The sequence below is a fragment of the Pseudomonas sp. H3(2019) genome, from assembly GCF_007713465.1.
Lineage (GTDB): Bacteria > Pseudomonadota > Gammaproteobacteria > Pseudomonadales > Pseudomonadaceae > Aquipseudomonas.
In genome coordinates, this window is the sequence record NZ_VMSG01000040.1 from 18,612 (window position 1) to 31,828 (window position 13,217).

Sequence of the window (13,217 nt, forward strand, 5' to 3'; positions counted from 1 at the left end):
CCGGCTAAAAGAACAGTCTCTTTCAATATTTTTTTGATAATGCAGGTGGGTTGATGCTGCGTTTCGATGACTTGCAGTTGTTCGTGCGTGCCGCAGACCTCGGTAGTCTGTCCGCGGCGGCGCGGGTCATGGATCTGTCGGCGGCAGTGGCCAGCGCCGCGTTGAAGCGGATCGAGCAGCAATTGGGCGCGCGGTTGCTGGCACGGTCGACCCGCAGCCTGCGTCTGACCGCAGAGGGTGAAGGCTTTTTGGAATATGCCCGCGCGGCGCTGAGCAATCTGGATGAAGGGCGGCGTTTGCTGGCCAGCGGGCAGGATCAGGTCAGCGGCGTATTGCAGCTGTCGGCACCTTCGGACTTCGGTCGCAATTTGCTGCTGCCGTGGCTGGACGAGTTCCAGCGCGAGCATCCAAAACTGACGGTACGCCTGCTGTTGGGGGACCGGATTGCCGACCTGTTCCGCCAACCGGTGGACATTGCCCTGCGCTACGGGGAGCCGGAAGACTCAAGCCTGGTGGCGTTGCCGATCGCCCCGGACAACCGTCGCGTGCTGTGTGCTGCACCGCACTATCTCGCACGGCATGGCGAACCGCACCAGCTGGAGCAACTGGCCCAGCACAATTGCCTGTTGTACATGCTGGACAGCCGGGTTCACGACCACTGGAGTTTTCATGACGGCAAGCGGGAGGTGAGCCTGACCGTCAGCGGTGATCGCTTCAGTGATGATGCGGACGTGGTGCGTCTGTGGGCGGTAGCCGGTGCCGGAATTGCCTACAAGTCCTGGCTGGATGTGGCGGGCGATGTCTTGGCCGGTCGCTTGAAAGTGCTGATGCCGGCGCTGCGCTGCGAGCGCGCACCGCTGAATTTGCTGTGTGCCCATCGCGCTCAATTAAGTAAGCCGGTGAACCTGCTGAGTGAAATGCTCAAGTCACGATGTGCCCAATTGTCGGCCCAATCGCCAGCAATGATCGGTGCTGGCGAGTAGTCGCACGCAAATAGGGAAAATTCTGGCAGGAACTATCACCTCCAAAAGCTTCCGGCCGGCAGGAACCGAAGATCATCGCGCATATACTAGGGGCTGCCTGGTGTCGCACCGTTGTCAGCGACGTTGCGAGGCCTCGCTCAAAGCGGTTGGACGCTGTGCTGATCGTTGTTGAGCCCGGTCGGGGTTTTCTAAGAGGTTCGTCGCATCCGTCAGTTATACCGCCCGGTTTTTGGCGGTTTTCACGCCTTGGCCGGCAGCACATTACTGGTCAAGATGTCCCAGAGCAGTAGACAAATGATTCAACAGGGAGTGAATACATGGAACATGCACCTTGCATCAGCCAGATAGCCACGTTGCTGGCAGACCCGAAGCGTAGCGCGATGATGTGGGCCTTGATGGACGGTACTGCACGCCAATCCGAGGAGTTGGCATTGCTGGCAGGCTTGTCGCCGTCATCGGCCAATGCGCACCTGGGACGTTTGTCCAGCGGTGGACTGTTGAAAGTCGAGGAGCGTGGGCGCAAGCGGTTTTTCCGGCTTGCGGCTCCCGAAATCGGTGCGGCGGTTGAAGCGCTGGCCAGCGCCACGCTGGCCAGTTTGCCAGGCAAGGTTCCAGAGTTGCTCAAGCGCGCCAGCCCACCGACGAAAGTGCGTACGGCACCTTCGTCATTGCTTCGGGCCAGGCTCTGTGAAGACCATCTGGGGGGGCGCCTGGCAGCCGATCTGTATCAGCGAATGCTCGATGCCGGCTGGATCGAACAGCTGGAAAAGCGTGTCATCGTGACCCACAAAGGCGCTAATCAATTGGCAACCCACGGCGTATTCATTCAGGCCCTGGCCCACAGCACCTCCCGCGTAGTCTGCGCCTGCCCGGACTGGAGCGAGCGCCGACCGCACCTGGGCGGCACACTGGGGGCGGCGGTGTTGCAGCTGTTCATGCAGTCGGGCTGGTTGAATCTGCCCAGCGACACGCGCGTTCTGCAGATCACCGCGGCCGGTCAGCATGAAATCGATCAGTTCGCCAAAGAGGCCGAGTTGGAAATGGCGCTCTAGCAGCGGTTGAAATCGACGTCTGTGGCCAGAGGTTTCAGACGTCGCTCAGAGCTGTGGCCAGGTCGTATCCAGCAACAGTGACCCCAGGCGATCCCGCACACTCGATTCGGGGATTATCGAATGGGGGATAGGGCATGGAAACTCAGGGCTATAGCGCGGCAGAACGTCTGGAACGACTGCCCATCAGCGGTTATCACCGGATCATTTTCATCATCATTGCCCTGGCGTTTTTCTTTGACTCCATGGACCTGGCAATGATGACGTTCCTCTTGGGATCGATCAAAGCCGAGTTCGCTCTGAGCACGGCGCAGGCCGGGTTGCTGGCCAGTTCGAGCTTCTTCGGTATGGTGCTTGGCGCGTCATTGTCCGGGATGCTTGCCGACCGCTTCGGGCGCAAACCGGTGTTCCAGTGGAGCATTGTGTTGTGGGGAATCGCCAGTTACCTCTGTTCTACGGCGCAAAGCGTCGAGATGCTGACGCTGTTTCGAGTTCTTCTGGGGATCGGCATGGGCATGGAATTTCCGATTGCCCAATCGATGTTGTCCGAATTGATCCCGGCCAAACGGCGCGGGCGCTACATCGCGTTGATGGATGGTTTCTGGCCGCTGGGTTTTGTCGCGGCGGGTGTGCTGTCTTACTTCCTGTTACCGCTGGTTGGCTGGCGCGACATCTTCCTCGTGCTGGCGGTGCCAGCGGTGTTTGTCCTGGCGATCCGCTTCTTCATTCCCGAGTCACCACGCTGGCTGGAACAGGCCGGGCACCATGTGGCAGCGGACCGGGTTTTGCAGCGTATTGAAGACAAGGTGCGGGGTTCGCTGGGGCGCGCCGATCTGCCGGAGCCGATTCGTTTGCCCAGAATCGAGAGTCGTCCGGGGTACTTTCTTTCGGCCTTGAATGAAATCTGGTCACCCTTGTATCGCCAACGCACGATGATGATCTGGAGCGTCTGGTTTTTTGCCTTGCTTGGCTTCTATGGCCTGACTTCCTGGCTCAGCGCATTGCTGCAACAGTCAGGGTTTGCGGTGACTCAGTCAGTGTATTACACCGTGCTGATTTCCCTTGGCGGGATTCCCGGTTTTCTCATGGCTGCCTGGCTGGTGGAGCGTTGGGGGCGCAAGCCGGTGTGCATCATCACCTTGCTCGGTGGTGGGGTGATGGCGTTTTTGTATGGGCAGAGCGCAGTGTTTGGCGGCAACGTCGGCCTGTTGATCAGTTCAGGCCTGCTGATGCAGTTCTTCCTGTTCGGCATGTGGGCCGTGCTCTACACCTACACCCCGGAGCTCTATCCTACTTCGGCGCGAGCCACTGGTTCCGGGTTTGCCTCGGCGATTGGCCGGGTCGGCTCGTTGCTCGGGCCATTGGTCACCGGGCTGGTGTTCCCGATAACAGGGCAGGGCGGGGTGTTCGCCTTGGGTGCGATGTGTTTCGCCATTGCCGCGGGCGTTGTCTGGCTGTTCGGAATGGAAACGCAGGGCAAGACGCTGGAGGAGTTGAGCGAGGTCGCGAAAATCGGTTAAACACCGATTCAATGTGGGAGCGAGCCTGCTCGCGATGGCGGACTGACATTCAACATTGGTATTGAATGTTATGGCCACATCGCGAGCAGGCTCGCTCCCACATTGGTTTTGCGGTGAAGCTTACGGTTTGACCAACCGTGCATCGAGGCTGTTCTGGGCGAGGCGCTTGGCCTGGTCCTGGGTCATGCCCAAATGGGTATACAGCGCGTGGAAGTTCTCGGTGACATAACCGCCGAAGTACGCCGGGTCATCCGAGTTCACCGTAACCTTCACCCCACGCTCAAGCATGTCGAGGATGTTGTGCTGGGACATGTCATCGAACACGCATAGCTTGGTGTTGGACAGCGGGCAAACGGTCAACGGGATCTGCTCGTCGATGATCCGCTGCATCAGGCGCTCGTCTTCGATGGCGCGCACGCCATGGTCGATACGCTGGATTTTCAGCAGGTCGATGGCTTCCCAGATGTACTCCGGTGGACCTTCTTCACCGGCGTGAGCAACGGTCAGGAAACCTTCATGGCGGGCGCGATCGAACACGCGCTGGAACTTGCTCGGTGGGTGGCCCATCTCTGAACTGTCCAGGCCGACGGCGACAAACGCATCACGGAACGGCAGCGCCTGGTCGAGGGTTTTCTCGGCTTCTTCTTCGCTCAGGTGACGCAGGAAACTGAGGATCAAACCGCTGGTGATGCCCAGTTGCTGCTCACCATCTTTCAATGCGCTGGCGATGCCGTTAAGCACCACTTCGAACGGCACGCCACGGTCGGTGTGGGTTTGCGGATCGAAGAACGGTTCGGTGTGAATCACGTTCTGCGCCTTGCAACGCAACAGGTAGGCCCAGGTCAGGTCATAGAAGTCCTGAGACGTACGCAACACATCGGCGCCCTGGTAATACAGGTCCAGGAACTCTTGCAGGTTGTTGAAGGCATAGGCCTTGCGCAGGGTTTCGACGTCGCTCCACGGCAGGGCGATCTTGTTGCGTTCGGCCAGGGCGAACAGCAACTCAGGCTCCAGCGAGCCTTCCAGGTGCAGGTGCAATTCTGCCTTGGGCAGAGCGTTCAGCCAGTCGTACATATTCTTTTCTCATCAGGGTGCAGATAGTGAGCATTCTACAGATGCCTTTAGAAACAATTAGCAAAACCTGACCGGTCGGTTCATACAGCCACCTCATAAGCCTGGGTGTCGGCAAACGTGGGCCAGGGCCAGCCCTTGCCCACGATGGCGTCCGGTCAGATGCCGGCGATCAATTGCCGCGCCGCCTGACTGTGATCGGCAATCAAGCCTTTCAGGTCCAGCCCTTCGACCTGCCCGTCGATCACTCGCCATTTGCCGCCGATCATCACCCGGTTTGCACGATCCGCGCCACACAACAGCAATGCCGAGATTGGATCATGGCTGCCAGAGAAACGCAGCTCATCGAGCTTGAACAGCGCCAGGTCGGCTTGCTTGCCCACCGCGAGTTCGCCGATGTCGCTGCGACCGAGCAGCTTCGCCGAACCCTGGGTGGCCCAGCCCAGCACCAGTTCCGGAGTGATCTTCTCCGCGCCATAACGCAGTCGTTGCAGGTACAGCGCCTGACGGGTTTCGAGGATCATGTTCGAGGCATCGTTGGATGCTGAACCGTCGACCCCCAGGCCCAGCGGTGCGCCGGCAGCCGTCAGTTCCAGGGTTGGGCAAATGCCTGATGCCAGGCGCATGTTCGAACTCGGGCAATGGCAGATACCGGTACCCGCCGCGCCGAGGCGGGCGATTTCGTCGGGGTTGAAGTGAATGCCGTGCGCCAGCCAGGTACGTGGGCCGAGCCAGCCGACGCTGTCCAGATAGTCTACGGTACGCAGGCCGAAGCGTTGCAGGCAGAAGTCTTCTTCGTCGAGGGTTTCGGCAAGGTGGGTGTGCAGGCGCACATCGAGCGTATTCGCCAGTTCGGCGCTGGCCGACATGATTTGCGGCGTGACCGAGAACGGCGAGCAGGGCGCCAGGGCGATCTGGATTTGCGCGCCTTCGCCACGTTCGTGGTACTCGGCGATCAGGCGTTGGCTGTCGGCGAGAATCACTTCGCCTTGCTGCACGGTTTGCTGGGGCGGCAGGCCTCCATCCTTTTCGCCGAGGCTCATCGAGCCACGGGTCAGCATGGCGCGCATACCGAGTTCACGGACGCTTTCGACCTGTACGTCGATGGCGTTTTCCAGCCCCTCGGGAAACAGGTAATGGTGGTCGGCGGCAGTGGTGCAACCCGACAGCAGCAATTCGGCCAGGGCCACCTTGGTCGCCAGCGCGAGTTTTTCAGGAGTCAGTCGGGCCCAGACCGGGTAAAGCGTTTTCAGCCAGGGGAACAGCGGCTGATTGACCACCGGCGCCCAGGCGCGGGTCAGGGTTTGATAGAAGTGATGGTGAGTGTTGATCAGCCCCGGCAGGACCACATGCTTGCGGGCATCGAACACTTGCCCACAGGGTGTCGCGGGTTGTTGGTCTTGCTTGAGCACTTCGACGATCAAACCGTCTTGCAGCACCAGGCCGCCACGGGCATCGAGGCCGTTGGCCGTGAAGATCGCGAGGGGATTTTTTAACCAGATACGGGTCGCAGGCATTTGCCGGCTCCTCTGAAAGTTGGGTTCAGGTTCGCCAGCTCAGTGTTGCCCTGTCTGCTGATCCAGGGTCGCCGCGGGGGCGAAGTTCAGAGTTTACGTGGAGACCGCTTTGCGGTCTATCGCGGGCAAGCCTTGCTCCTACGGGTCATGTGTCGTATCCCGGCTCTGGGATTAATACAAATCGTGTAGGAGCAAGGCTTGCCCGCGATGGCGTCCTGTCAGGCAACCATTACCAGGGAATCGTCTCACCCCGGTAATTCACAAAATGATGCCCACCCTTGCCGGCATAGGCGTTCACCTGATCGACCAGCCCGCGAGTGCTGGTGTCGACATCGATGTCCGCACCTTCACCGCCCATGTCGGTTTTCACCCAACCCGGATGCAGCGACAGCACGGTCAGTTTCTGTTCGCCCAACTGTGTGACGAAACTATTGGTCATCGAGTTCAGCGCCGCTTTGCTGGCCTTGTACAGCGCCAGCTCTGGCGCATCAGGCATCGTCACGCTGCCGAGTACCGAACTCATGAACGCCAGTACGCCGCTGCCTTCGCGGATCTGCCCGACGAAGCGCTGGGCCAGATTGATTGGCGCCACGGCGTTGGTGAAGAACAATTGACCCACTTCGGCCAGCGTCGCGCCACCGGGTGTCTGCACCGCCGGGCCTTTGACGCCGGCGTTGACGAACAACAGGTCGAACACCTGGCCTTTGAGTTGTTGACTGAGGGCGATCACCGCTTGCTGATCGTCCATGTCGAGTTTCTCAATCCGTACCTTGCCCAGTGCCTGCAACGCTTCGGCGTTCTGTGGGTTACGCACCGTGGCGGTGACTTGCCAGCCGTCGGCCAGCAGGGTTTTCACCAGCCCCAGGCCGAGGCCTCGTGAGGCGCCGATGATCAGTGCGGTTTTTACCGTAGACATGAGTGGCTTCCTTGAAAAAAATCATGGGTTCAATGGGCAGTGTTGCCCGAGCCGTTGTTGCAGTTCCTGGCGTAACTTACCGAGTTCGGCGATGCGGGTTTCAATCTGGCTCAGCTTGTCTTGCAGCAATTGGCTGACGGCGCTCGAAGGGTCGGGTGCCTGCCACAGTGAGGAGACGCTGCTACCGATTTCGCCAAGCGTAAAGCCCGGGCGTTGTGCTGTACATGTCCTGCCAGCTACCCAATGCAGAAGTTTGATTCGCGATCAGGCACTACTTCAGGGCGAGGTGCAGGATTGGGTGCAGGTTTGGCTTCCGGCAATCTGGTTAAAAAATGACCATGTGGCTGCAGGCTATGCCGGCTATGCGACTGCGCCAGCCATGAACGGGTTATCCACAGGTTGCTCCACAGTATTTGTGTGCAAGCCAAAAACCCGGGCATAAGCACTGTAAGGCTTTCTTCTAAAGGTGATATGCCGCTCTAACTGTTTGTTTTGCGGTGGAATTGAACCTGTGGATGACCAATTGAACGAAAAATGATCAATGGCCTAAAAGCCACGTGGCGGAAGGGTTACAGCGCTGTGTGCTCAGGTTATCCACAGCCGGGTGCACAGCGGTTGTGGGCAAGTGTCGGAAATGTTGGCATGGCGCCAATGCCCCAAAAGATCGCAGTCTGTTTTTCAGCGCTGCAACACAATTCGCCCGCGACTCAAATCCGCCAGTTGACGCTGCAAGGTCTCGATCTGCGTCTCACCAATGGCCAGTTGCAGTTCCACACCATTGGCGGTGAAGGTTTCTTCCACCACCAACCCGCCCAGCTCCGCGACGCGCAGTTTGACCAGTGCCAATTCGCTGAAGCCGCAGGCACAACGGATCGGCATCCGGCTGATCAGGGCAATCCGCTCGGCGCCTTGCAGGCATTTATTGGCGCTGCCGCCGTAGGCTCGTGCGAGACCACCGGTGCCCAGTTGAATGCCGCCGTACCAGCGAATCACCACGACCGCGACCTGGTCGCAGTCCTGTGCTTCGATCGCTGCGAGTATCGGCCGGCCAGCGGTGCCGCCCGGTTCACCGTCGTCATTGCTGCGGTACTGATCGGCGAGTTTCCAGGCCCAGCAATTGTGTGAAGCGTTCAGGTCACTGTGCTGCTCGATAAACATCTGCGCCTCGGCAGCACTGGTGATCGGTGCCGCGAGGGCGATGAAGCGGCTTTTGCGAATCTCTTCGCGGTATTCGCAAACGCCTGCGAGGGTAAAAGGCATGGCTGAAGGTCTTAAATGGCTGGGGTGAGGCCGCAGCCTTTAAGAATGATACGGATCAGGTTATTGCTGGCATCTTCCATGTCTTGCTTGGTCAGCTTGGTACGACCGGTGACGCGGCAGATTTGCGTCGCGAAATCGGCGTAATGCTGGGTGCTGCCCCATAACAGGAAGATCAGGTTCACCGGGTCTACGGGGTCCATCTTGCCGGCGTCGATCCAGGCCTGAAACACGTTCGCGCGGCCCTGGAACCAGGCGCGGTAATCCTGGTTGAAGTACTCGGTCAGGCATTCACCGCCGCTGATGACTTCCATGGCGAACACCCGCGAGGCCTGCGGCTGGCGGCGGGAGAACTCCATCTTGGCGCGTATGTAGCGGGTCAGCGCTTCGGCGGGGTCGTCGTCGCAGGTCAGGGTGTTGAAGGTGCTGTCCCACAACTGGATGATGTTGCTCAACACCCCGATGTACAGCCCGAGTTTGTTGGTGAAGTAGTAATGCAGATTGGCCTTGGGCAGCCCGGCATTCTGCGCGATGGTGTTCATGCTGGTGCCCTTGAAGCCGTGACGAGCGAATTCGATTTCGGCGGCTTTGAGGATCGCTTCTTCGTTCTTCTGACGAATGCGGCTGGCAGGCTTACCTGCGTGGGCTGGGACTTCAAAGGTCATGGGCGGTTCCGAGCGGGTCAGTGGGTGCACGGTGCGTTGATAGCGCACCCACGGGAATCCGACAAGCCTTGTTGCGATAAAAGCGTCAACGCTGGGCCTTTAATGCGGATCATCGAGTCGCCGCAAGGCTCTCCAGAAAGCTTTCCAGTACCAAATGCGGGCGCCGCCCCTTGCGTGTAACTGATGCCAGGCTCAGGTCATAAAAACGTGCGCCGGGTTTGAGCGCGCGCAAGCGACCTTGCTGCACCCACAGGCTGGCGTAGTGGTCTGGCAGATAACCGATATAGCGCCCGGTCAGAATCAGAAACGCCATGCCTTCGCGGTCCGATGCGCTGGCGGTGCAATTGAGCGCCTGATAATGCGCCTGGATCTCGGCCGGTAAACGGAAGGTCGGGGCGATCGCGTCCTGACTATTCAGGCGTTCATCGTCCAGCTGTTTATCGTCGACATAAAACAGCGGATGGCCGACTGCGCAGTAAAGCAGCGAGCGCTCGCTGTACAGCGGCTGATACTCCAGACCTGACAAGGCGCTGGCCTGCGGTACCACGCCGACATGCAAGCGCCCATCGAGCACGCCTTGTTCGACTTCATTGGGCGCGATCATGCGGATCTGAATCTGCACGTCTGGCCCGCGCTCCTTCAATTGCGCCAGTGCGTGGGTGATGCGCATGTGGGGCAGGGTGACCAGGTTGTCGGTCAGCCCAATGGTCAATTCACCGCGCAGGTGTTGGTGCAGCCCGTTGACCTCGGTGCGGAAACTTTCCAGCGCACTTAATAGCTGTAACGCCGATTGATAGACCTCGCGGCCCTCTTCGGTCAGCGAGAACCCGGCTCGACCACGCTGACACAGGCGCAGACCCAGTCGTTGTTCAAGATCGCTCATTTGCTGGCTGATGGCCGAGCGTCCAATCCCGAGCACGCTTTCGGCTGCGGAGAAGCCGCCGCACTCGACCACGCTGCGAAAGATCCGCAGCAGGCGGATATCAAAGTCACTGACTTGCGACAGAGGATCGGGTCGGCGGCTGCTCATACTTTTTACTCAAAAGTTTAGTGAATGGCTGACTGAAGGTTAGAAGAGTTGGATTTCACCGACTTTATCGTCGTGGCAACTTAGCTGCAAGAACGCTTTGAATCCCTACGCCGCTTATTGCCCTGCGAGGTTTTGCTCATGAACGTGCCTGAAAACGCCCCGGTCTCCCTGGCCAGCCAACTCAAGCTCGATGCCCACTGGATGCCGTACACCGCCAACCGCAATTTCCAGCGCGACCCGCGCCTGATCGTTGCCGCCGAAGGCAGCTACCTGATCGACGACAAGGGCCGTAAAGTCTACGACTCGCTGTCGGGTCTGTGGACCTGTGGTGCAGGGCATACCCGCAAGGAAATCCAGGAAGCGGTGGCCAAACAGTTGGGCACCCTCGATTACTCGCCGGGCTTCCAGTACGGTCACCCGCTGTCGTTCCAGCTCGCCGAGAAAATCACCGAGCTGACCCCGGGCAATCTGAATCACGTGTTCTTCACTGACTCCGGTTCCGAGTGCGCCGATACAGCCGTGAAGATGGTCCGCGCTTACTGGCGTCTGAAAGGTCAGTCGACCAAGACCAAAATGATCGGTCGTGCCCGTGGCTACCACGGTGTGAACATCGCCGGCACCAGCCTGGGTGGCGTGAACGGCAACCGTAAACTGTTTGGTCAGGCGATGATGGACGTCGACCACTTGCCGCACACCTTGCTGGCGAGCAACGCCTATTCCCGTGGCATGCCGAAAGAGGGCGGTATCGCCCTGGCCGAAGAGCTGCTCAAACTGATCGAACTGCACGACGCCTCGAACATCGCTGCGGTGTTTGTCGAGCCATTGGCCGGTTCTGCCGGTGTACTGGTTCCGCCTCAGGGTTATCTGAAGCGTCTGCGCGAAATCTGCGATCAGCACAACATCCTGCTGGTATTCGACGAAGTCATTACCGGATTCGGTCGTACCGGTTCGATGTTCGGTGCTGACAGCTTCGGCGTGACCCCGGACCTGATGTGCATTGCCAAGCAAGTTACCAACGGCGCCATCCCGATGGGCGCGGTGATCGCCAGTTCGGAGATCTACCAGACCTTCATGAATCAGGCGACGCCGGAATACGCGGTGGAATTTCCGCACGGTTACACCTATTCCGCGCACCCGGTGGCCTGCGCTGCCGGCCTGGCAGCACTCGACCTGCTGCAAAAGGAAAACCTGGTGCAGAGCGTGGCCGAAGTCGCGCCGCATTTCGAGAATGCGCTGCACGGTCTGAAAGGTTCGAAGAACGTCATCGACATCCGTAACTACGGTCTGGCCGGTGCGATCCAGATCGCTGCGCGCGATGGCGATGCCATCGTGCGTCCGTTCGAGGCGGGCATGGCGTTATGGAAGGCTGGCTTCTATGTGCGTTTCGGCGGCGACACTTTGCAGTTCGGCCCAACCTTCAACAGCAAGCCGCAGGATCTCGATCGTCTGTTCGATGCGGTCGGCGAAGTGCTGAACAAGATCGACTGATTAGCCCTTCTCTATAAGAACGAACAACGGACGCGCAGCGATGCGCGTCTGTGGACAATTTTTCAGGAGCCCCGCATGAGCCTCATCCCGCATTTGATCAATGGCGAACTGGTGACCGATAACGCTCGCAGCGCTGATGTGTTCAACCCGTCCACTGGCCAGCCAATCCATAAAGTGCCATTGGCCAGCCGTGAAACCATTCAACAAGCCATCGACTCGGCCAAGGCCGCATTTCCGGCCTGGCGCAATACGCCACCGGCCAAGCGCGCCCAGGTGATGTTCCGCTTCAAGCAATTGCTGGAGCAGAACGAAGCGCGTATCGCTCAATTGATCAGCGAAGAACACGGCAAGACGCTGGAGGACGCCGCAGGTGAATTGAAGCGCGGTATTGAAAACGTCGAGTTCGCCTGTGCGGCACCGGAAATCCTCAAAGGCGAATACAGCCGTAATGTCGGCCCGAACATTGATGCCTGGTCGGACTTCCAGCCATTGGGCGTAGTGGCCGGTATCACTCCGTTCAACTTCCCGGCGATGGTGCCGTTGTGGATGTATCCGCTGGCGATCGTCTGCGGTAACTGTTTCATCCTCAAACCATCTGAGCGTGATCCAAGTTCGACGCTGCTGATCGCTCAGCTTTTGCTGGAAGCCGGCCTGCCAAAAGGCGTGTTGAGCGTGGTTCACGGTGACAAGGCTGCGGTCGATGCGTTGATCGAAGCACCTGAAGTCAAGGCACTGAGCTTCGTCGGCTCGACACCGATTGCCGAATACATCTACGCCGAGGGCACCAAGCGCGGTAAACGCGTTCAGGCACTGGGCGGGGCGAAGAACCACGCAGTATTGATGCCGGATGCCGATCTGGATAACGCAGTCAGCGCACTGATGGGCGCGGCTTACGGTTCGTGTGGCGAGCGCTGCATGGCGATCTCGGTGGCCGTGTGCGTCGGCGATCAGGTAGCGGATGCGCTGGTGGCCAAACTGGTCCCGCAAATCAAGGCGTTGAAAATAGGTGCCGGCACTTCGTGTGGTCTGGACATGGGGCCACTGGTTTCCGGTCAGGCTCGCGACAAAGTCAGTGGCTATATAGAAGACGGTGTTTCCTCCGGCGCATCCCTGGTCGTCGATGGCCGTGGTCTGAGCGTTGCCGGGCATGAGGAAGGCTTCTTCCTGGGTGGCTGCCTGTTCGATAACGTCACGCCAGAAATGCGCATCTATAAAGAAGAGATCTTCGGGCCGGTGCTGTGCATCGTACGGGTCAACAGCCTGGAAGCAGCAATGCAACTGATCAACGATCACGAGTATGGGAACGGCACCTGCATCTTTACCCGTGACGGGGAAGCGGCGCGGTTGTTCTGCGACGAGATCGAAGTCGGCATGGTTGGGGTTAACGTTCCGCTGCCGGTTCCAGTGGCCTATCACAGCTTTGGCGGCTGGAAGCGTTCGCTGTTCGGTGACCTGCATGCTTATGGTCCGGATGGTGTGCGTTTCTACACTCGTCGCAAGGCGATTACCCAGCGCTGGCCACAACGTGCGAGCCATGAAGCTTCGCAGTTCGCATTTCCTAGTTTGTAAGTAGAAGGGGAGAAAGTCGGTCCCTTTATTGAATGGGGGGGATCGGCCTTCATGTTTTCGGGGCTTTTTGACCGATATGACAGAATTATGAAAATAGGTGTTGACGGCAGATTCTGGACGTCTATAATTCGCCCCACTTCCGGCGCAGTCGA

General features: G+C 59.1%; 11 protein-coding genes and 1 pseudogene. 5 read left to right on the forward strand and 7 right to left on the reverse strand.

Going from position 1 to position 13,217, the window contains the following annotated elements:
* Nucleotides 1-53 precede the first annotated feature (53 nt).
* The 3 genes from FPT12_RS27015 (at nucleotide 54) to FPT12_RS27025 (ending at nucleotide 3,552) form a co-directional block, all read left to right on the forward strand.
* Complete coding sequence (locus tag FPT12_RS27015) at nucleotides 54-983, forward strand: LysR family transcriptional regulator (protein WP_145022510.1); 930 nt, start codon at nucleotides 54-56, stop codon at nucleotides 981-983.
* 317 nt (nucleotides 984-1,300) lie between these two features.
* The gene (locus FPT12_RS27020; protein ID WP_145022513.1) at nucleotides 1,301-2,035 is read left to right on the forward strand and encodes a helix-turn-helix transcriptional regulator; all 735 of its coding nucleotides are present in this window, start codon (nucleotides 1,301-1,303) and stop codon (nucleotides 2,033-2,035) included.
* Nucleotides 2,036-2,169: 134 nt separating this feature from the next.
* Nucleotides 2,170-3,552, forward strand: coding sequence for an MFS transporter (locus FPT12_RS27025; protein ID WP_145022515.1), 1,383 nt, complete (start codon nucleotides 2,170-2,172; stop codon nucleotides 3,550-3,552).
* Nucleotides 3,553-3,672: 120 nt separating this feature from the next.
* On the opposite strand, the gene FPT12_RS27030 is transcribed toward FPT12_RS27025, so the two are convergent.
* From FPT12_RS27030 to FPT12_RS27060, 7 genes and pseudogenes are all read right to left on the reverse strand, one after another.
* The gene (locus tag FPT12_RS27030; protein WP_145022518.1) at nucleotides 3,673-4,626 is read right to left on the reverse strand and encodes an adenosine deaminase; all 954 of its coding nucleotides are present in this window, start codon (nucleotides 4,624-4,626) and stop codon (nucleotides 3,673-3,675) included.
* 155 nt (nucleotides 4,627-4,781) lie between these two features.
* A complete protein-coding gene (locus tag FPT12_RS27035; protein WP_145022521.1) occupies nucleotides 4,782-6,140 on the reverse strand; it encodes an 8-oxoguanine deaminase in 1,359 nt (452 codons plus the stop codon).
* A 229-nt stretch (nucleotides 6,141-6,369) separates the two neighbouring features.
* On the reverse strand, nucleotides 6,370-7,056 hold the full coding sequence (locus FPT12_RS27040) for an SDR family oxidoreductase (protein WP_145022524.1): 687 nt from the start codon (nucleotides 7,054-7,056) through the stop codon (nucleotides 6,370-6,372).
* Between the two features lie 21 nt (nucleotides 7,057-7,077).
* Nucleotides 7,078-7,278 (reverse strand): annotated as a pseudogene (locus FPT12_RS27045) (MerR family DNA-binding protein); the annotation flags it as partial.
* Nucleotides 7,279-7,734: 456 nt separating this feature from the next.
* Nucleotides 7,735-8,316, reverse strand: a complete 582-nt coding sequence (locus tag FPT12_RS27050) for a YigZ family protein (protein ID WP_145022526.1) — start codon at nucleotides 8,314-8,316, stop codon at nucleotides 7,735-7,737.
* An 11-nt stretch (nucleotides 8,317-8,327) separates the two neighbouring features.
* Entirely contained in the window at nucleotides 8,328-8,978 is a 651-nt protein-coding gene (locus tag FPT12_RS27055) for a TetR/AcrR family transcriptional regulator (RefSeq protein WP_145022529.1), read from the reverse strand.
* Nucleotides 8,979-9,087: 109 nt separating this feature from the next.
* Complete coding sequence (locus FPT12_RS27060) at nucleotides 9,088-10,008, reverse strand: LysR family transcriptional regulator (protein ID WP_145022532.1); 921 nt, start codon at nucleotides 10,006-10,008, stop codon at nucleotides 9,088-9,090.
* Between the two features lie 138 nt (nucleotides 10,009-10,146).
* On the opposite strand from FPT12_RS27060, the gene FPT12_RS27065 reads away from it, so the two are divergent.
* Together FPT12_RS27065 and FPT12_RS27070 are read left to right on the forward strand one after the other, a co-directional pair.
* On the forward strand, nucleotides 10,147-11,496 hold the full coding sequence (locus FPT12_RS27065; protein WP_145022535.1) for an aspartate aminotransferase family protein: 1,350 nt from the start codon (nucleotides 10,147-10,149) through the stop codon (nucleotides 11,494-11,496).
* A gap of 75 nt (nucleotides 11,497-11,571) precedes the next feature.
* On the forward strand, nucleotides 11,572-13,065 hold the full coding sequence (locus FPT12_RS27070; protein ID WP_145022538.1) for a CoA-acylating methylmalonate-semialdehyde dehydrogenase: 1,494 nt from the start codon (nucleotides 11,572-11,574) through the stop codon (nucleotides 13,063-13,065).
* Nucleotides 13,066-13,217 lie beyond the last annotated feature (152 nt).

What these genes read in the sequence shown, in the direction of transcription:
- FPT12_RS27015 (WP_145022510.1), top strand. Translation starts at nt 54, where the DNA reads ATGCTGCGTTTCGATGACTTGCAGTTGTTCGTGCGTGCCGCAGACCTC.
- FPT12_RS27020 (WP_145022513.1), top strand. Translation starts at nt 1,301, where the DNA reads ATGGAACATGCACCTTGCATCAGCCAGATAGCCACGTTGCTGGCAGAC.
- FPT12_RS27025 (WP_145022515.1), top strand. Translation starts at nt 2,170, where the DNA reads ATGGAAACTCAGGGCTATAGCGCGGCAGAACGTCTGGAACGACTGCCC.
- FPT12_RS27030 (WP_145022518.1), bottom strand. Translation starts at nt 4,626, where the DNA reads ATGTACGACTGGCTGAACGCTCTGCCCAAGGCAGAATTGCACCTGCAC.
- FPT12_RS27035 (WP_145022521.1), bottom strand. Translation starts at nt 6,140, where the DNA reads ATGCCTGCGACCCGTATCTGGTTAAAAAATCCCCTCGCGATCTTCACG.
- FPT12_RS27040 (WP_145022524.1), bottom strand. Translation starts at nt 7,056, where the DNA reads ATGTCTACGGTAAAAACCGCACTGATCATCGGCGCCTCACGAGGCCTC.
- FPT12_RS27050 (WP_145022526.1), bottom strand. Translation starts at nt 8,316, where the DNA reads ATGCCTTTTACCCTCGCAGGCGTTTGCGAATACCGCGAAGAGATTCGC.
- FPT12_RS27055 (WP_145022529.1), bottom strand. Translation starts at nt 8,978, where the DNA reads ATGACCTTTGAAGTCCCAGCCCACGCAGGTAAGCCTGCCAGCCGCATT.
- FPT12_RS27060 (WP_145022532.1), bottom strand. Translation starts at nt 10,008, where the DNA reads ATGAGCAGCCGCCGACCCGATCCTCTGTCGCAAGTCAGTGACTTTGAT.
- FPT12_RS27065 (WP_145022535.1), top strand. Translation starts at nt 10,147, where the DNA reads ATGAACGTGCCTGAAAACGCCCCGGTCTCCCTGGCCAGCCAACTCAAG.
- FPT12_RS27070 (WP_145022538.1), top strand. Translation starts at nt 11,572, where the DNA reads ATGAGCCTCATCCCGCATTTGATCAATGGCGAACTGGTGACCGATAAC.